This window comes from Rivularia sp. PCC 7116 (genome assembly GCF_000316665.1).
In the GTDB taxonomy this organism is placed as follows: Bacteria; Cyanobacteriota; Cyanobacteriia; order Cyanobacteriales; family Nostocaceae; genus Rivularia.
In genome coordinates this window covers 5,275,871-5,293,919 of the sequence record NC_019678.1, presented here as the reverse complement: position 1 = coordinate 5,293,919, position 18,049 = coordinate 5,275,871, and the positions used below count along the sequence as shown (strand labels likewise).

Annotated in this window: 16 protein-coding genes; 11 read left to right on the top strand and 5 right to left on the bottom strand. The window is 37.0% G+C overall.

Going from position 1 to position 18,049, the window contains the following annotated elements; genetic code table 11:
• Positions 1 to 92 precede the first annotated feature (92 nt).
• Positions 93 to 563: a tetratricopeptide repeat protein gene (locus tag RIV7116_RS20465; RefSeq protein ID WP_015120219.1), complete on the bottom strand. Its 471-nt coding sequence runs from the start codon at positions 561 to 563 to the stop codon at positions 93 to 95.
• Between the two features lie 295 nt (positions 564 to 858).
• Here RIV7116_RS20465 and RIV7116_RS20460 point away from each other — a divergent pair, with 295 nt between their 5' ends.
• The 3 genes from RIV7116_RS20460 (at position 859) to upp (ending at position 4,569) form a co-directional block, all read left to right on the top strand.
• Positions 859 to 2,112 (top strand): GTP cyclohydrolase II, encoded by a 1,254-nt coding sequence (locus RIV7116_RS20460; protein ID WP_015120218.1) that lies wholly within the window; start codon positions 859 to 861, stop codon positions 2,110 to 2,112.
• 435 nt (positions 2,113 to 2,547) lie between these two features.
• Entirely contained in the window at positions 2,548 to 3,771 is a 1,224-nt protein-coding gene (locus RIV7116_RS20455; RefSeq protein ID WP_015120217.1) for a URC4/urg3 family protein, read from the top strand.
• Between the two features lie 165 nt (positions 3,772 to 3,936).
• Positions 3,937 to 4,569, top strand: a complete 633-nt coding sequence (gene upp, locus RIV7116_RS20450; RefSeq protein ID WP_015120216.1) for a uracil phosphoribosyltransferase — start codon at positions 3,937 to 3,939, stop codon at positions 4,567 to 4,569.
• 38 nt (positions 4,570 to 4,607) lie between these two features.
• On the opposite strand, the gene RIV7116_RS20445 is transcribed toward upp, so the two are convergent.
• Complete coding sequence (locus RIV7116_RS20445) at positions 4,608 to 5,144, bottom strand: HD domain-containing protein (RefSeq protein WP_015120215.1); 537 nt, start codon at positions 5,142 to 5,144, stop codon at positions 4,608 to 4,610.
• Between the two features lie 56 nt (positions 5,145 to 5,200).
• On the bottom strand, positions 5,201 to 5,833 hold the full coding sequence (gene trmB / locus RIV7116_RS20440) for a tRNA (guanosine(46)-N7)-methyltransferase TrmB (RefSeq protein WP_015120214.1): 633 nt from the start codon (positions 5,831 to 5,833) through the stop codon (positions 5,201 to 5,203).
• Positions 5,834 to 5,974: 141 nt separating this feature from the next.
• Here trmB and RIV7116_RS20435 point away from each other — a divergent pair, with 141 nt between their 5' ends.
• Both RIV7116_RS20435 and RIV7116_RS20430 read left to right on the top strand, forming a co-directional pair.
• Positions 5,975 to 7,417, top strand: a complete 1,443-nt coding sequence (locus tag RIV7116_RS20435) for a DUF6745 domain-containing protein (protein ID WP_015120213.1) — start codon at positions 5,975 to 5,977, stop codon at positions 7,415 to 7,417.
• A 223-nt stretch (positions 7,418 to 7,640) separates the two neighbouring features.
• Positions 7,641 to 8,741, top strand: a complete 1,101-nt coding sequence (locus RIV7116_RS20430) for a metallophosphoesterase (protein WP_015120212.1) — start codon at positions 7,641 to 7,643, stop codon at positions 8,739 to 8,741.
• Between the two features lie 72 nt (positions 8,742 to 8,813).
• Here the strand turns inward: RIV7116_RS20430 and RIV7116_RS20425 are convergent, their stop codons facing one another.
• Positions 8,814 to 10,022, bottom strand: a complete 1,209-nt coding sequence (locus RIV7116_RS20425) for an FIST N-terminal domain-containing protein (protein ID WP_015120211.1) — start codon at positions 10,020 to 10,022, stop codon at positions 8,814 to 8,816.
• A gap of 372 nt (positions 10,023 to 10,394) precedes the next feature.
• Here RIV7116_RS20425 and RIV7116_RS20420 point away from each other — a divergent pair, with 372 nt between their 5' ends.
• From RIV7116_RS20420 to guaA, 4 genes are all read left to right on the top strand, one after another.
• The gene (locus RIV7116_RS20420) at positions 10,395 to 10,616 is read left to right on the top strand and encodes a Calvin cycle protein CP12 (RefSeq protein WP_015120210.1); all 222 of its coding nucleotides are present in this window, start codon (positions 10,395 to 10,397) and stop codon (positions 10,614 to 10,616) included.
• A gap of 409 nt (positions 10,617 to 11,025) precedes the next feature.
• Positions 11,026 to 11,619 carry a DUF3177 family protein gene (locus RIV7116_RS20415; protein ID WP_015120209.1) on the top strand — a complete coding sequence of 198 codons (594 nt, stop codon included), beginning with the start codon at positions 11,026 to 11,028 and terminating at the stop codon, positions 11,617 to 11,619.
• Positions 11,620 to 11,781: 162 nt separating this feature from the next.
• Positions 11,782 to 12,081 carry a hypothetical protein gene (locus tag RIV7116_RS20410; RefSeq protein ID WP_015120208.1) on the top strand — a complete coding sequence of 100 codons (300 nt, stop codon included), beginning with the start codon at positions 11,782 to 11,784 and terminating at the stop codon, positions 12,079 to 12,081.
• 518 nt (positions 12,082 to 12,599) lie between these two features.
• Positions 12,600 to 14,228 carry a glutamine-hydrolyzing GMP synthase gene (gene guaA, locus RIV7116_RS20400; RefSeq protein WP_015120206.1) on the top strand — a complete coding sequence of 543 codons (1,629 nt, stop codon included), beginning with the start codon at positions 12,600 to 12,602 and terminating at the stop codon, positions 14,226 to 14,228.
• Positions 14,229 to 14,423: 195 nt separating this feature from the next.
• Here the strand turns inward: guaA and RIV7116_RS20395 are convergent, their stop codons facing one another.
• Complete coding sequence (locus tag RIV7116_RS20395) at positions 14,424 to 15,311, bottom strand: cation diffusion facilitator family transporter (RefSeq protein ID WP_044291073.1); 888 nt, start codon at positions 15,309 to 15,311, stop codon at positions 14,424 to 14,426.
• A 725-nt stretch (positions 15,312 to 16,036) separates the two neighbouring features.
• On the opposite strand from RIV7116_RS20395, the gene RIV7116_RS20390 reads away from it, so the two are divergent.
• Complete coding sequence (locus tag RIV7116_RS20390) at positions 16,037 to 16,390, top strand: hypothetical protein (protein WP_015120204.1); 354 nt, start codon at positions 16,037 to 16,039, stop codon at positions 16,388 to 16,390.
• 513 nt (positions 16,391 to 16,903) lie between these two features.
• Complete coding sequence (locus RIV7116_RS20385; protein WP_015120203.1) at positions 16,904 to 17,956, top strand: tellurite resistance TerB family protein; 1,053 nt, start codon at positions 16,904 to 16,906, stop codon at positions 17,954 to 17,956.
• Positions 17,957 to 18,049: the final 93 nt, after the last annotated feature.

Genomic DNA, 18,049 nt, shown 5'->3' with positions numbered 1-18,049 from the left:
CAGCCATAAATCTTCAGATGGTACGCTCCTTGCACGCACCAAAAGTATTTATCAAATGCTGCTAACTTCTTTGTAGATGAATATCTCAGTTTTTAACTGAGTCTAAGAGTACATTCCAAAATCAACTTTTGATTTATTAAAGAATAAGGTTGAATTTCTAAAGCACGTTGGAAGGAATTAATTGCTCTTGCATACTCTCCTAAAGCTGCATAACACAAGCCCATGCCGTGAAGTGCGCCAAAATGTAGCGGATTTAGTTCTATTGCTACTTGAGTATCGGCTAAAGACTTTTCGTATTCGCTGTTGGTGTAGTAAAGAAAAGCGCGACGATTCCAAGCTTCGGCAAAATCGGGCTGATCTTCAATCAACTGCGTTAGCATCTCTTCGGCTTCGGTGATTTTACCTCCATCTAGTAGTTTCTGACTAGCTTCTATTTTCTCTAATCCATAAACTCCTTTTTGCTGAAACCATAATCGCCATAATTTACGAGTTGCTTCTTCTCTTACTACTTCATCCGGATTTTTCAAATCTTCAAGTAACGAGTTGATAAATAAAGAGTCCATAAAGTTTGTTTTTTGAGTATCAGAGTATCTATGTAAGTCTAATCTCGCATAAATTTAGTTCAAAATACAGTAATTTACTCACTTTTAATCTTTTACTTTAAATTTGATGCTGACAAATCTTTATATTTTTCTGTAGCTTAGAACACGATTTTTATATGCTCAGTTAGAATTAACTATACCTAAGCTAAAAATTCATATTTACATAACAGAATTCACAACAAAAATAAACTATTGATACTTGACAAGTTTATGTTTATTAATAGTTGATAAAAACATAACAAAAAAAATAATCACTATGTCTTCTTCTAACGGTATTTCAAAGCATATTGTACTTACTTCTCATCCTACTCAATTTGGTCCAAAACCTATTCCCATTCACTGGGGAGCAAAAAATGCAATGGAAAGAGGGCCAGCCATCGCGACTTTAACAAAACAATCGCATCGCAATGTTGTAGGTACTCATTCGGGAAATTATTCCGTATATCGAGCTTTAGCTGTAGCTAGCGGTGCCCTGCAATCAAACCATAAAGCAGATTTGACAAATACCTCTCCGGTGGAGCATATTGGCCCGCATCCAAGCTGGTTTGATGCTGACAAAATCGTTTCTTTAGATCCCTTTGGAGCGATAGTAGGTGAGGTATTCGCGCCATATTACGAAAAAGGCTATGATATCCGCCCTACTATTGCGATTACCAAAGCTCATATCAATATGCCGGAATTGCACGATGCCATTAATAAAGGAAGATTGCAAATTGATGGCAAAATCATGAAGTCTGGTGGAGACTTAGTTGTCACGAAAGCCGCTATCGAATCAGTTTGGTATTTACCAGGAATCGCCAAACGCTTTAAAATTAGCGAAGGAGATTTACGTCGGGCTTTATTTGAACAAACCGGAGGCATGTTTCCGGAATTAGTGACGCGCTCGGATTTAGAAGTATTTTTACCACCGATTGGCGGTTTAACAGTATATATCATTGGCAACGTTGCGGATATTACTAATCCAGAAAAACCTGTTGCCGTGCGCGTGCATGATGAATGCAACGGCTCTGATGTATTTGGCTCGGACATTTGCACCTGTCGTCCTTATTTAGTACATGGAATAGAACTTTGCGTAAAAACCGCTCAAGAAGGAGGAGTTGGTGTTATTGTTTACAACCGAAAAGAAGGGCGGGCTTTAGGGGAAGTAACCAAGTTTTTAGTTTACAACGCTCGCAAGCGTCAGAAAGGTGGAGATACTGCTGAGGCTTATTTTAACCGTACCGAATGCGTCGCTGGGGTTGAAGATATGCGTTTTCAAGAACTAATGCCCGATGCATTGCACTGGTTGGGTATTACTCGTATCGACCGTATGGTATCAATGAGTAATATGAAGTACAACGCCATCACCGAATCGGGAATTGAAATAGTTGAACGGATTGCGATTCCGGAAGAATTAATTCCTGATGATGCAAGAGTAGAAATTGAAGCTAAAAAAGCTGCTGGTTACTATAGCGAGACGGAAGTGCTTGATACTAGTGATTTGTCAGAGGTGAAAGGGCGTGCTTTGTAGCAGTGAACAGTTAACAGTTACCAGTTACCAGAAAATTGAAGACTGGGCGGGTTTCTAATACCATTTCTTTATAAAGATGCGCCGAATTTAGCCCGTGTAGACGGTGAATCTAGTTGGGGGTGTCGGTTTCCGTTCCCCAAACTAGTGAACCCGGAGGGGCTTTGTTTAAGTAGCCCCACTCTTATAGAGTGTTAGCGGAGCGTGTCCGTAAGGACATGGGCGATTAAGCGCTTTCTACTTTAAGTATTGTTCAGAAATCCGGTTTTTGTGATGACAATTTTAATATTTATTGTCTAACTATTACCGTCTCTTCATGTTTTGTCTAGCAAATCTAAGGTATAAGTTTGAAAAATATGTAAGTAATAAAATAATTTTTACGTTTTACTCTTCACAGTCAATATATTTTGAAAGGTGCATCTATCAAGGAATTAATGAATGGAAAAATCAACACGGGAAAAGATTGATTATTTGCGATCGCCCTTGGCAATCCGCGAGCGTTGCGGACAGTTATACGATTATGTAATTAAAGGTGAATCCCAGTTTTTTGCTTGCGATTCGACGCGGTTGGAAGAAGTTGCGGATTATGTAACTAAGGTGATGCAGGATGAATACCCGAATTTACAGATTCCTTTCCACAGTCGCTGGCAACATTTTACAGCAGGAGAAATACCGCGTTTATCCTGGTTGAATCAAAAGTTAGCTGGATTAACTGCTATAGAAAAAGCCATTGCTAAATATGATTTAGCAATTATTAGCGTTTTATTAGATGCCGGTGCTGGTAAAAGTTGGCATTATCGCGAAACTGAAACCCAATTAATTTTTAAACGTTCTGAAGGATTGGCTGTTGCTAGCTACCACATGTTTTGTCAGGGAATTTTTTCCAGTGACTCTAATAATCCTTTACAAGTTGATGCTCAAAAATTGCAAAGTTTGACAGCAGAAGAACTTGCTATGGGGTTTCATGTGACTGCGGATAATCCTTTGTTGGGATTAGAGGGAAGATTAAAACTATTGCAAAAGCTAGGAGAGGTTTTACTTTCGCTACCTAATATATTTGGTAAAGAAAATTCTCGTCCCGGTAATCTTGCAAATTACCTTTTAGAAAAAGTTGAGAATAATCAAATAGCCGCAACTGATGTCTTTAATGGAGTTTTACAAGGGTTTAGTGATATTTGGAGTGGACGTTTAGAAGTAGATGGAGTTAATTTAGGTGACGTATGGTTTCACGGTGCGGTTGTGGATGATGGTTTAGTTCCTTTTCATAAGCTTTCGCAATGGTTAACTTACTCTTTGTTAGAACCATTGCAAGAATTAGGATTAGAAATTACCAACTTAGATTCACTTACCGGATTAGCTGAATATCGTAATGGTGGATTATGTATTGACTTAGGACTTATTAAGGTAAAAAACCCAGATATTTTATCTTATTCTCATTCTGTAACATCAGAAATCATAGTAGAATGGCGAGCTTTAACAGTAATTCTATTAGATTTAATTGCCGCTAAAATTCGCGAACAACTGAATATGAATTCTTCAGAATTACCTTTAGTGAAAGTTTTACAAGGAGGAACTTGGACGGCAGGAAGGAAAATCGCCGCAGAATTGAGAAAAGATGGTGTCCCCCCTCTACAAATAAACAGCGATGGCACGGTATTTTAACAGTTAAACTGGTTCCCAGTCTCTGGCTGTAAACCCTGAAAGGGAGGCTCTGCCTCCATATATGAAGGAGGCAGAGCCTCCCTGAAATCATTACAAGGTAGAACCTTGTAACGAGGGCACAAGAGCTTATTCAAAAATATTAATTTATCCTAAATCATATATTTCATGCAGCAAGTAAACCTAATCAAACATCCATTAATTCAACACAAATTAACACTTATACGAAAAGCTGAAACCAGTACCGCAAAATTTCGCGCTCTCCTCAAAGAAGTAAGTTTATTACTAGCTTATGAAGTCACGCGAGACTTACCTTTAAAATCGGAAGTAATTCAAACACCGATTGCTCAAATGAATGCTCCGGTACTGGCACCAGAAAAAAAATTAGTCATTATTTCTATTCAAAGAGCCGGACAAGGTATATTAGATGGCATGTTGGAATTAATGCCATCTTCAAGAGTTGGACATATCGGACTTTATCGCGATCCAAAAACCTTAATTGCAATTGAATATTATTTCAAAGTTCCTGATGATATAGAGAAGCGAGACGTATTAGTAGTCGATCCAATGTTAGCTACCGGACATACAGCAGTAGCAGCAGTAGAACGTTTAAAATCAACTAACCCCCAATCCATAAAATTTGTTTGTTTGCTCGCTGCTCCAGAAGGTATCGAATATTTTTGTAAATCCCATCCAGACGTGCAAATATTCACCGCCGCCATTGACGAAAAATTAGATGAAAATGGTTATATAGTTCCCGGTTTAGGTGATGCTGGAGATAGAATGTTTGGAACCAAATAGTTATTAGTTCGTAGTTGCGCTTCAGCGCTAAAACGCAATCACAAACTCCTACACAATCTCTCTTCACCCTGAGAAGCAATTATTTCAAAATGAGAATCTAATTCAATAAATACTTCCCAAAAGTCTTGATTAATTAATTTTGCTATTCTTGCAACTACTATTTTTTCTAAATCAACTTCTCGCTTACCTTTCCAAAGTTTATCGGCTAAAGCAATTATTAATTCTTCAAGAGAACATGCCATCGTTTTCCACCGTGCATGAGAAAGACAGCATCTAGCTAACCTAGGGTTTACACCCTTACTGATTAAAAGTTTTTCTCCATCTGATTCATGGTGATTCCCAGGAGCAAAAAGTTCTTGAGAATGAATAATTTTACCTGCATCGTGAAATGCAACTCCTAAACGAACAAATTTTTCATCAAAATCAACATCCATCCGATTCAGCTGTTGAATTAGCAAATCAGCAGCTTCACCAACTAAATAAACGTGACGAATTAACCTTGGTGGAGCATTAAGTTGTTTTAAAAATTCGTAAGCTTGTTCTACATTTTCAAAATTTCTAACTTTTGATTCCATTTCGTTAAATTGTTGATACAAATCTAACTGTTGGGAGACGTAGCACTGCTACGTCTCTACACTCTTGTAAAAACAGCCCGATAAACTGGTTCCCCTTTTTCTAAAGTAAATAATTCCCTTTCCGTTGCAACAGGTAAGGGATTTTCTACCAACCATTCTTTATTTTGTCTTTGAAAATTCGGGTTTTCTTCAAAACGTTCGCACATTTCTTGTTCGACGAATTTAACGTCAGATTGTAGAAATACGATTCCCCCTGGTGCAAGATAATCTGCTAATTCCGTAACTAATTCCGGCTGTGCTACTCTTCTTTTTGCATGACGATTCTTAAACCAAGGATCGGGAAATTGAATTGTCACCCGCTGTAAAATTCCTTTCGGTAACGAAGATAAAATCGGCTTTAACGAATTATTGGCATTGCAAAATATATAGTGTAAATTTGTTAATCCCAATTCCGAGCATGTTTTATTAGCAGCTTCTACCAAAGGCTCGCGAATTTCCAAACCCAGAAAATTACATTCGGGTTCTAGCTGTGCCATATCAAATAAAAATTTTCCCCTAGCGCAACCAATATCCAAAAGTAAAGGTTGATTCGTATTTATATAAATTTTTTCCCAATTTATTGCATTTACAGGTGTTTGATACTTAATTCCTAATGGATTAACGTGTTGACGAACTCTAACGCGATTCATAATCAGTGAGCAGTTATCAATTATCAGTGGACGGTATTTTAGGGTGTGTTATGGCTTTAGCCGCGAGCGCACCGAAACTCTACTTGATTATCATAGAAATCACAAAATAAGCAAATCACCCGACACTATTTAATTAGAATTATGAATCAAGAACAAATTAAAAAAAAGCTTTTAGCATATGCTTATGTTGAAAAATGGCGAAAAATACTTTTTAATACCGAACCAATTAATCAGAAAAGAGTAGAAGAATTAATTAAAAAATCTTACCAGATTCTCGATTTGGCAGAGCCTCAGATAATTTTTTGTCAAAGTCCTCTCGAAGCTCATAAGTATCTTAGTGAAATTCAACCATCAATTAGCGACTATATTCATTTGAAAGGTGATTTAAGTTCTCTACTTGGTATTAAATTATTGCTGAAAATTCGTTGTTATCATGCTATTTATCCTAAGATTAGCACAATGTTGTTTTTTGAAGCGGAAACATTTTTAAATGTAACTACCAGAATCTATGAAGTGCTTGAAGATTGCTTAGAATCTCAGCATTTATGGAAAATGATTGATTCAGAATTGATGGCTAGTAGTCTTTATGACAATGATTTTTATATAGAAGGACTAAATTGCGGTTGCAATCAAGAAGTTTGGAATATTTTAAAACCTTTAGCTGAAGAATGTCCTTATATATTATCTTTTAAAGATTTTTGTATAGTTATTAATCGACCTATTGAATTACATCTTGATAAAACAAACTGTCTCCACGCAGAAGCAAAACCAGCAGTGATTTTTGCAGATGGTTTTAATATTTATAGCTATCACGGCACCATAATACCGGAAAAATATGGCAAGTTTCAATATTCACAATGGCAACCTCAATGGCTTTTAGAAGAAAGTGACGAAGATTTAAGAATGGTACTAATTAGGGGTATTGGTTACGAAAGACTTGAGCAAGAATTACCAGAATATAATTGTAATAATTGGGAAGACTGCAAAACATTAATTTCTGATATTTTAAACAACCTCTATTTATATTTCAGTCTTAATTGTTTGGTGAAGTCTTATTCACACGCTTCAAATCAAACATATGAAAAGTATCAAAAATTAACTAAAACCCGTCCAATTCAAGTTCCCCAAGAAGTTTCTGAAATAAGTGATTTTAGAGGTATTCAAATAGCTCCTAATTTAATTATCCGCTGTTTTAAAGATACCGTTAGAGAATTGTATTGTCCTGAATGGATGCAGGAAAACTATATTACACCCGACAACTGTGCCATACCAATATTCTATGGAATTCATAAAGAATTATATTATTTTTTTGGGTATGAAGAAGAATTTTCTCAGGAAGAAAAAGAATTCTCAGAAATTTGGTATGTGAGCGAAAAATCCGAGCCTCAAATTTGTGCTAGCAGTTTAACTAGCTTACTATTAACAATCATTGAATGTTACCAAACAGGTGCTTACTATCCCGTCATCAATGAACAAACAGGAACTACTTATCTTCTGCAAGATAAAAGTAAATTAGAAAATATTTTTAGGAAATTTAACCCAGATTATCTTGATGTTTGGCAAGAGATTTGCAATAAAGCCTAGTGTTATAGTAATTTCTGCGAAAAAAAACAGATGGCTGGCAGTGGGAGCATCTTGCTCCCTTGCAACTGAGTATACTGCTTCTTCCGTTAGGAAACTAATTAGAATGACCTAACTCTTAACTCTTAACAAACCAAAAATATTCTTACACTTCATTGGCTTTCAAAGGTTATACTCTATTTCAAAAGAGTTTTTTTACACCCTTGTATATAATTAATTTACTTCAATGAGTCTAAATTTCCGCTTTGCTATCGCCAGCGATTTACACGTTGCGCTTCCCCATACTATATGGGATCATCCAAGTCGGTTTCACCTTGTAGAAGTTAGTATCCCGGCTTTTGATATTGTATTAGAACATTTGACACAACTAGATTTAGATTTTCTTTTACTACCGGGGGATTTAACTCAACACGGCGAACCAGAAAATCATACTTGGTTGCAAGAGCGTTTGGCAAAGCTACCTTTTCCAAGTTACGTGATACCGGGCAATCATGATGTGCCGGTGCTACATGCTAATGAGCAGTCAATTGCTTTTAAGGACTTTCCGCAGTTTTACCGAAAATTTGGTTACGAAAATACAGAACAGCTTTACTACACTTGTGAATTGCTGCCAAATGTGAGGTTAATTGCTCTTAATTCTAATAATTTCGATAGCCAAGGCAATCAAATAGGATACGTAAACAACGAACAATTAAGTTGGTTGAAAGAAGTTTTAGCAGCAGCCAATGAAGAATTAATTTTGGTAATGATTCACCATAATGTAGTTGAGCATTTACCAAATCAAGCCCGCCATCCGATGGCGAGCCGCTATATGTTAAGCAACGCACCCCAACTTTTGCAAATTCTCCGACGCTACAAAGTTCAATTAGTTTTCACGGGGCATTTACATATACAAGATATAGCTCACCAAGATAATGTGTATGATATCACTACAGGTTCCTTGGTTAGCTATCCCCATCCCTACCGCATATTAGAATATTCTCAGGATAATCGCGGACAAGAGAAGTTACAAATATCATCTCATAAAGTAGAATCGGTATCTAATTTCCCAGATTTACAGCAGAGTTCCAAAAAATGGATGTGCGATCGCAGTTTTCCTTTCATGATCAAACTGCTGACTTTACCACCACTTAATCTTCCCCAAGACAAAGCAGAAGAATTAGCTCCTACATTAAGAAATTTTTGGGCGAGTATTGCAGATGGAGACGCGTCGTTTGAATTTCCCGAATTTCCCGAAAAAGTACGCCACCACTTCGAGAAATACAGCGCCATGACTCCCGATGGACATCGGACTTTTATCGACAATCATTCAACATTGCTGCTTTAAATCAGGAGTCGCAAGTAGTAAGCCAAGAATAGTCACACTTTATTGCTTTCTACCTCACCATCTGTTTCCCTATTATTGATTTTCCCGAAATATAGCAAAGACGGATGTAAATCCGTGGACAAAAGTATTGTCACCAACCGGCCCGATTTCGCCGTTGCAGAAAAATCCTCCTAAAGGCATATCTTTGACGTAGCGGCTAAATAGTTCAGAATCAAAGTTTGGTTTGCCATAAAGTCCTTTGCCTCTACCCAAGCAGGAAAACATTAAAGCACCTGCCGGAGATGAAGTTAAAGCATGTTCTTGCTGATATTTATTGAGCAAAAATTCTAAATCTTGAGCAGAAGTTTGAGCGTCGCGGAGGTGGAACTGTAAACGCTGCCCTGGACGTAAATAATCTCCTACAGCAATTGCTCCAGCAGCTGGATCTACCCCTAAAATATTGCGAATCAAAAAGTCTCCTTGCTGCAAATCTTGTTTAAATTCATTCATCGCGACACCTACGAATAACGAATTTTGAGCCAAGATTTTTTCTTCTTCGTTTAAGCTGGCAATTAAATCTCGTAAGGCAACTAAGGGAACTTTGTCTTCAATTTCTAAAATAATGTTGCGATCGCATTTGCTAATCTGGTATGGTTCGCCGATTGGACGGCAACCTTGAGCGACAATCGTATCTAAGGTGATATTGCCGGTTAATGCGACTCCCACCGTACCTTCTGTGTAAAGCTTGTCATTACAAAACAAAGCTATGCGGTTTGCTATTCCACCACTTGCTTGCCCTCCTACAGTTACGGAACCGGGATAGGCAAAGTCCAAACCTTTTAACAAATTATTAATTCCGCTCGCAACATTGCCCGAAAGCAGAATAAATTGGGGTGTAGGACTCGGCGGTACTTTAATCAAATCCATCCAAGCATTCGGAGAACTATCTAAGTCAGGTAATTCTTCAGCTACAACATGAAACGGATGAATATTTACTTCTGGCAAACAAGCCAAAGTCAGGGATAAAGCTGGTTCGTCTTCGAGTTCTTGGGCTTCTCCACTACTGCTTGTGCCAACCACACCACCGGCACTACAGCCAATTAATACGGGTACGTCTAATTTCTCGGCAAGTAAAGGTAAAAATCGGGAATACTCGCTGGTAAAAGCAGAGGAAATGAACGCAATTCCCAGATTTGCTTGCGTTGATAACTTCCGACTAGCTTCTTCTACGACTTCAGAAATTGCTGCTTCAAGAGAAGGGCGGGTTGATAAGGCGTTAGTCCACTGCATTTGCTCTGCCATGAATTACTTTTTATAATTTTATGTTTTAAAGCTAATACTTTTTACTTTTAAATACTTTAATCTATTAATTACATCTAAAAGTAGTTGACTATTTCTATAGTTCTATTTTCTCCGATTGAGTCAATCCTAAAAAGGAATAATAAGCTACTTCCATACTTGCTCCTATAGATTCTAGTCAAAACAGTGCAAAAAATCTTAAAAGTTTAAGTTGAATAGCCTATACGCGAGAATATTTGCTGTATCTTGATAGTGCTGCTCTACCACATCGCCATTAAGAAGCGTGATGAGTGGTTAGAATAGTTAAAACTGTCAAACAGTCTTCGCCGAACTTTTTCTATACTTGTATTAAGAACAATTAACACAACAAAAACTATGAGCGACATCAAAGACAAAATCCAAGAAGAACTACAAGAAGCTCGCACCGTTTGCGACACTTCAGGTAGCAACTCCGCTGAGTGTGCTGCTGCTTGGGATGCAGTGGAAGAATTACAAGCTGAAGCTTCTCACCAACGGCAATCAAAGCCCAAAAATTCTTTAGAAAAGTATTGTGATGAAAATCCCGAAGCTGACGAGTGTAGAGTTTACGACGACTAGAAATCAAGTTCGTTATTAATATCTCTGCTTTTCCACGCAAGCAATAAATTTATACTTTAATTTATTCCTCGTGTTTGAGATAATCGTTTTAAACTCACAAAAGTTTAAAATCTGATTCAAATTATAGGTTTATCTTGCCATATAAATCTCTCATGAGGTCGCAAGCGTGGTATTTTCTACCAGATAAGACTTAAGCAAGTTTAAGTTTTTCGAGGGAGTTCTAATGCTCCCCCGAATCTGGGAGATATTTATTTATAAGTTAAAAGGTTTGAGTCACAGACTTTTTTATTAGCTTAAAGCTTGAGTTTATATTTATTTAAATATTCTGATATAAATATTTATTTTAGACACTTTACTTTAAAATGCGGACTTTCTTAGTTAAAGTCTTTGATTATATGTAGGAAAAACTATGAATGATGTTTGGTTTCGCTCGTTAGTTTGGATGGACTATCGTTTGGCGGTTTTATTTACGGTTTTACTTCCATTGGTTTTACTGATTTGGGCATTTGTTCAAAAAGCTGAAGGAATCCAACGTCTGTTAACCATCTACTGGCGAGTCTCAAGTTTATTAGTAATCACTGTTTATCTAATGATTGGGGGCTTTGGAGTCAGTTTCATTTCTTCTTTAATGGCGCGTATTTTAATCCCAATTTCATTATGGTTCTGGATAGACTTGAACGATGAAATTGAATATGGTTCTGACGGACCTTTGAAATTTATTTTTACCTCTTGGCGTTGGGCTACAAGCATTTACTGTCTTTTGGGCGCATTAGCAACCGTTCCTTTCTTAGGTTGTGCTTTTTCCGAAACAGCTCTCAAGAGTTCTGACTGCAAAGTTTGGTTAGAAGCTCCATTGTTATTTAAAGACTATTTTCATCCCAATACCAATACTGGCTTCTTAGGATTTTTAGGTATTATCGGTTTGATTTTCTACGTTCTGTGTTTGGCTTACTTTGTTATCGTTAAACTTGGCAAACAAGGACGTACAGCCGCACCCCAGTAAGGAATGGGGAGATATCTGAGAGTAGCGAGTAGCAGTCTTAAGTAGCCTTTATTCATCAACAGTTCTCAAACAAGATAGCAGGCAATATTACTTGCTACTTGCTACTTACTCCTCACTCCAAGCTTTCAATGCCCGATACCCAATTCCCAATTCCCAATTCTAATGACCAATTCAATTAATCAACGATTGGAGCAATATACCGTCAAACGTCCTCAAGAAGTCTTGTTAGTGAAGGTAGAGATTAATGGCGAACAAGATGAAGTCGCAATTTTTAGAGGATTTTCCAGTTCTTTGATGCGTCCGACTGCTTTCGATCCAGATATTCCCGTCATACCGCAAGAAGCCACAATAATTAGTGTTGACCGTTTAAAAGCTCCATTCGTACCTGAATCACCCCAATACATTGAGCAAGGACTTTCTGTAGAAGCGATACAAACCTTACTAGCAGAAGTTAAAGTGTAAAATAAATAAAATATTCTCCGGAAATATAAAATATACAGTTATATATTATATTTATATTTAAGATTCAGATAATATTCCTCTTCCAGCTTGATATATTGTGTCAAATGCCTTAAGAAAGATATAAGCAATTTTTTAATGATTTATACCTGGTTTTCGATAGGTTCCTGTCGAATGCTGGTCAGTCATAGCATTATCACAGCATTATGACAGTTGAAAATCTGGAGCATTTGTAGGAAAATAAATTCACTTTTAGGCATATTGACCAAGTTGTGGTAAGTTTATAAAAATAAACATAAGAAATTCAAATAGATAAATATATATTTTTGGAACCAGTTTAAGGTAACTTTTTAATCTTAATACCATTAACAAATATAAGAAGCCCAGCAGGTGCATGTATAGAAGTTGCACTTGAAGTGAAAGTTATTAAAGAATCTTGCTGGATATAGTTAATCGTTGTGGTATGTAGCCAAACGCAGTAACTAGCATCGTAAATCCTTACTCTCACACTTTCCCCCATTATGAAAACAGCGGTGACTCTACTGAAACAAGAAGCTTCTCAAGCTCAGAAAGTAGAATTAGAAAGACAACTAAACCGTCAAATGATTGCGATTCTCGATTTTGGTTCTCAGTATTCCGAACTGATTGCTCGTAGAATCAGAGAGACTCAAGTCTATTCAGAAGTTCTTTCCTATCGCACCACAGCCGAACAACTCCGCGAGCTTAATCCCCAAGGAATAATTCTTTCGGGTGGACCGAGTTCGGTTTATGATGCTAAAGCTCCTTCCTGCGACCCCGAAATATGGAATCTGGGGATTCCGATTTTGGGAGTTTGTTATGGTATGCAGCTAATGGTGCAGCAACTCGGTGGAGAAGTGCAAAAGTCTGAACGAGGAGAGTATGGAAAGGCTGCTCTACATATAGACGAGCCCATTAATTTGCTTGCCAATGTCGAAGACGGTACTACCATGTGGATGAGTCATGGGGATTCCGTACTTAAAATGCCTGCTGGATTTGAGCTATTAGCTCATACCGCTAATACTCCTTGTGCTGCGATCGCTAATCCCAACAAGAAACTCTACGGGGTACAGTTTCATCCAGAAGTAGTACATTCAGTTGGTGGATTATCGCTAATTCGTAATTTTGTATACGAAATCTGTAAGAGCGAACCGACTTGGACAACCGATGCCTTTGTAGAAGAATCTATTCGTGAAATTCGCGCTAAAGTAGGCAGCAAGAGAGTACTGTTAGCTCTTAGTGGAGGGGTTGATTCTTCAACTCTGGCATTTCTATTGCATAAAGCAATCGGAGAACAGTTAACTTGCGTCTTTATCGATCAAGGCTTCATGCGGAAACTGGAGCCGGAACGCTTAGTCAAGTTATTTTCGGAACAGTTTCATATTCCGGTTGAATATGTAAATGCTCGCGAACGCTTTATTGGAGCCTTGGCTGGAGTCACCGATCCTGAAGAAAAACGGCGCATCATTGGGCATGAGTTTATCAGGGTATTTGAGGAGACATCGAAAGAACTTGGTCCCTTTGATTATCTAGCCCAAGGAACCTTGTATCCCGACGTGATTGAATCGGCAGATACTAATGTCGATCAAAAAACAGGAGAACGAGTAGCAGTCAAAATCAAAAGCCATCACAACGTTGGTGGTTTGCCCAAAGACTTACGTTTCAAGTTGGTTGAACCCCTGCGAAAACTTTTTAAAGACGAAGTTCGCAAAGTTGGACGTTGCGTTGGTTTACCTCAAGAAATTGTGCAGCGGCAACCTTTCCCTGGGCCAGGTCTAGCAATTCGTATTATTGGAGAAGTAACCGCACAAAGGCTGAACATTTTACGAGATGCTGACTTAATCGTGCGTCAGGAGATTAATCGTAATAACCTCTATAGTGAATATTGGCAGGCTTTTGCAGTATTGCTACCCATTCGTAGTGTTGGTGTTATGGGCGACCAACGCACATACGCTTATCCGATAGTATTACGCATAGTTACCAGCGAAGATGGAATGACAGCAGACTGGGCAAGAGTACCCTATGACATACTCGAAGTCATTTCAAATCGGATTGTCAATGAGGTAAAAGGTGTTAACAGGGTAGTCTTTGATATTACATCTAAGCCCCCCGGAACAATTGAATGGGAATAGAAAATAGAAAATAGGTTATGGGGAGTTAGAAATTAAAAGTTAGGGATGAAGAGTTAGAAATTAATCCTTTAAGTTTCTTCCTAAAGATTGTCTTCTTTTAAGTTTATCTCCCCATCTCTCAAGTATTTTAATGTTGCCCTTTCCACTTAACTCATATAGCCAAGTAAAATTCAATTAATTCCAATTCATCAATACCTAAAAGCTAATCTGATTTGATTTATAATTAGGCGGTTCTACGTGAATTAGAATTCTGACTGGATTAAACTTTTCTTCTAAACAAGATTCAACTTCTTCAGTAATCTGATGTGCAGTTTTGACATCCCGAGCTGCAACAATTAAATGCATTTCAATAAACACTTGACGACCGATTACACCACGAGAAGCAATGTCATGGCAGTTAATTACTCCAGGAACTTTTAAAGCAATGTCGTTGATAGTTTCTGGTGCGATCGCCATTTCATCTACAAGCCAAGGTAAGTTTTCTTTAATTACAGTCCATCCACTAAAAAACACCATCAAAGCAACAGGAAAAGCTAGAACTAAATCTAACCATTGATAACCTAGGCGAACAGCAATTAAACCGAGGATTACAGAAATTGTGACCCAAATATCGCTCATAGTATGATGGGCATCGGCAATTAAAATTGGGCTGTCAACTCTTTTACCTACACGTCTTTCGTAAAAAGCGACAAAAATATTTACTCCTAAAACTAACAGCAATAACCATAGCTGTGGCACTGAAATCGTAACGGGCTTACCTCCTTGAATAATTCTTTCAATCGCACTTTGAAGAATTTCAAAACAAGCAATGGCTAAAAATCCAGCAATACCTAAAGCACCTACAGCTTCAAATTTTTGGTGTCCGTAGGGGTGTTGCCTATCGGGTAAGGGAGAAGAACATCGATTGGTAATTAATCCTAAAACATTGTTTGCGCTATCCGTAACGCTATGTAAAGCATCAGCGATTAAACTCAAGGAACCCGTAACGACTCCTACTGATACTTTTAAAACCATTACAAATACATTTAGCAGCAGAGTAATTATTAAAACTCTTTTAACTGCTGCGCGATTATCCATAGCTATTTAGTATTGTTTATATCGAGCATCTCCTTTTATAATGTAAAACTTTTAACAGCGACTAGGTGTCTCGGACTGTTAGTTTCTAAAGAAAATATATCGTTTAAATAACAAAATTTAGCTAGCTTTTTGATATCTATTTTGAATAAAAAAGCTAAAAACCTTTAAGATTAGAACCTCTTTTCAATTTAGTGCAATAAACTGGACGGTAACAATTCCTCAGTATTAGGCACTTATAGATAATAAAATGTCCCACCGTCGGTGTCGCCTGAAAGGCGACACCCCAGTATATCTAGGTTTTGACCGGAATATTTGTAAAACGGTGGGACATTTTATTTCTTGGATCTCCCTTACTAACATCTTTGGTACTTTGAACAGATGAAGAGTGGAGTTGCATTTGTATTCTATCCGAGTTAAAACCGCTATACGCAGCGGTAATTATATTAAAATATTTACTTATCGTAGTATAAGCATCCTAACTGCGTTTTGAATACAGATTCAATACGTAACAGCTTGTAGAATTATTAAAAAAATATAAGTGTAAACAGTTACATTGGCTGTGCAGTTTGAAAAGGAATAGTTTAAACCGTTTAAGTTGCAAATCAATTGAGAATTATTATTTTTATTGAGATCGTAAAATAGCTTAACCTTTCAAATCAATATTCCTGCATAGCGATGCCCCAAATGGAGGGAAAATAGAAAAGCTATATATCTTAATAAACAGATAACCTATGTCTGCAAATCATTTGACACTTAATTTGGTTGAAGGTTCCGTTTCTTTTAGCTTTTCACCAGGAGCAGCAAGAGAATTAAAGGCAGCAATAGATGAATTAATGCAAAAACTCAAAGTAGTTGCAACCAAAAATGCTAGCGGTGGAGGAAGAGCAAACCCTCAGTCTTCAATGGAATACCGTTATACAGGAGAAGTTTTTTTAGAGCTTTTTTGTAATCCTAATATTTGGCCTACTCCTTTCGCTGCTAAGGTTTTACTTACCGTGCGCTCCGACACAATTCGTTTGACAACAGAAGCTGAACTAACTCGTGTGATAGAAGATATTAATCAGTATCTAGAACAAGCAGATTAATCAAGCAAAAAATGATTCATGGCTAATTACGAGTTGTTATTAGTCATGAGTCATTTGATGTGCGGCTAAATTGTATAAAAGGAAAAATTAAAATATTGTAGCGTGGGTATCCTGCCGCCGTATTGTATACAAACTAAATAGACAATACTTAAAACGAAAATAATAACAGGTATGAGAAGTCAAAAAACAAAAACAGAAAATTATATCAATAAATAGCTCTGAAGCATAAATGAAATTCAAAAATATTTGAATTAAGCAGGTAAAAGCTTGCAGTATAAATATCTAAATTGCTCTCAAGGCTTTTATATTAATTCTGATGATTTTTAGAAAAGGTAAAAAAAAGTAACTCTATTCTAGTAATATCTAAATGATATATATTTCACTATCGCGATGCAGTTTACTGTTAATGCCGAAGTAAAAATTATTTATCAACCTATTTAACATAATATTGTGAATACAGCGAGCCACTGCTAATTTTTCTGCACTGAAATACCATGCCTGGAGGTACTAGTTATGGACAAATACGATAAATATTTTAAATCAGAAAACATATTAAAACAGCCATTGACTCGAGAAGAAGCAGTGGCTACAGTCGCACTAATAACTACTGCTGCCGATTCGTCTTTAGAAGAGGTAGATATAGAATTTTTAGTCGATATACTTTGGGGATTCGAGATTTTTGAAGAATATTCGGATGAAGATTTATTAGAAATGCTTGATAAGCTTCTAAATATAGCCGAACAGAATGAAATAGGAGCGCTGTTTAATGCTGCGAATGACAAACTTGAAGATGAATTTTTAGAAGATGCTTTTGCTGCTGGGGTTAGTGTAATTGTAGATGAAGAAGAAATGCATATCCCCAGAACAAAAATGCCTCTGCTAAAAAGCTTACAGGAAGCTTTAGATATTGAAAATGAAGAAGCAGAAGAAATTATCGAAGATGTAATTGCTGCCTTCGAGGAAGCTGAATTAGAAGAATTACTTGATTCGGAAGATGAAACTATACATGATATGGGCTTTACTATAGAGTCATATGAATCTCCAATAGGTAACTTTACAGTTCCGATTCCAGTAAAGCCCCATCAAGGCGGTAAAGTTCAAAGTCAAGAAGGTACAGTTAGTTTTTCTGATGATGAAGGTAGTTTTCTCAGAATAGATTATTATTCCTTGCCTTCTAAACAAATGGAAGAAATGGAAATCATTGGGCAAGAGGAATATCTGAAATCGACTCTGGTAAATAAATATGTTCCTGAAGAAATAGTCGCGAATTTGCCAGAAGCACAGGTTGAATATAACGAGTATATGACTCAAACCCTAGAAGGCGCTTACTTTGTACTGCTTTATATGCCTGATGGTTCAAGAACTTACAAAACAGGAAACAATGGTACTGCAACCAAATTAGATGCTTATCGAGGATTAATCGCGTTTATTAATGGCGACTTTCTTTATATAGTAAGCAGTCAGCGAACATTTTTAGATGGCAGAACTTCTAATTTTATGAAGCAAGAAGCTGTTGCACTCAAGCAAATGATTTTAGATTTTGTCGAAACTATGGAATTTAGTTAAGGTTTGAAAAAAATAATTTCATTTAAGGGGTGATTTCTGAAACTAAATCGCCTTCTTATTGTCTGAAAGCATACGGAAAACGCACTATTATAT

What these genes read in the sequence shown, in the direction of transcription:
- RIV7116_RS20435 (WP_015120213.1), top strand. Translation starts at nt 5,975, where the DNA reads ATGAATCAAGAACAAATTAAAAAAAAGCTTTTAGCATATGCTTATGTT.
- RIV7116_RS20460 (WP_015120218.1), top strand. Translation starts at nt 859, where the DNA reads ATGTCTTCTTCTAACGGTATTTCAAAGCATATTGTACTTACTTCTCAT.
- trmB (WP_015120214.1), bottom strand. Translation starts at nt 5,833, where the DNA reads ATGAATCGCGTTAGAGTTCGTCAACACGTTAATCCATTAGGAATTAAG.
- RIV7116_RS20420 (WP_015120210.1), top strand. Translation starts at nt 10,395, where the DNA reads ATGAGCGACATCAAAGACAAAATCCAAGAAGAACTACAAGAAGCTCGC.
- RIV7116_RS20465 (WP_015120219.1), bottom strand. Translation starts at nt 563, where the DNA reads ATGGACTCTTTATTTATCAACTCGTTACTTGAAGATTTGAAAAATCCG.
- upp (WP_015120216.1), top strand. Translation starts at nt 3,937, where the DNA reads ATGCAGCAAGTAAACCTAATCAAACATCCATTAATTCAACACAAATTA.
- RIV7116_RS20445 (WP_015120215.1), bottom strand. Translation starts at nt 5,144, where the DNA reads ATGGAATCAAAAGTTAGAAATTTTGAAAATGTAGAACAAGCTTACGAA.
- RIV7116_RS20425 (WP_015120211.1), bottom strand. Translation starts at nt 10,022, where the DNA reads ATGGCAGAGCAAATGCAGTGGACTAACGCCTTATCAACCCGCCCTTCT.
- RIV7116_RS20410 (WP_015120208.1), top strand. Translation starts at nt 11,782, where the DNA reads ATGACCAATTCAATTAATCAACGATTGGAGCAATATACCGTCAAACGT.
- RIV7116_RS20415 (WP_015120209.1), top strand. Translation starts at nt 11,026, where the DNA reads ATGAATGATGTTTGGTTTCGCTCGTTAGTTTGGATGGACTATCGTTTG.
- RIV7116_RS20390 (WP_015120204.1), top strand. Translation starts at nt 16,037, where the DNA reads ATGTCTGCAAATCATTTGACACTTAATTTGGTTGAAGGTTCCGTTTCT.
- guaA (WP_015120206.1), top strand. Translation starts at nt 12,600, where the DNA reads ATGAAAACAGCGGTGACTCTACTGAAACAAGAAGCTTCTCAAGCTCAG.
- RIV7116_RS20455 (WP_015120217.1), top strand. Translation starts at nt 2,548, where the DNA reads ATGGAAAAATCAACACGGGAAAAGATTGATTATTTGCGATCGCCCTTG.
- RIV7116_RS20430 (WP_015120212.1), top strand. Translation starts at nt 7,641, where the DNA reads ATGAGTCTAAATTTCCGCTTTGCTATCGCCAGCGATTTACACGTTGCG.
- RIV7116_RS20385 (WP_015120203.1), top strand. Translation starts at nt 16,904, where the DNA reads ATGGACAAATACGATAAATATTTTAAATCAGAAAACATATTAAAACAG.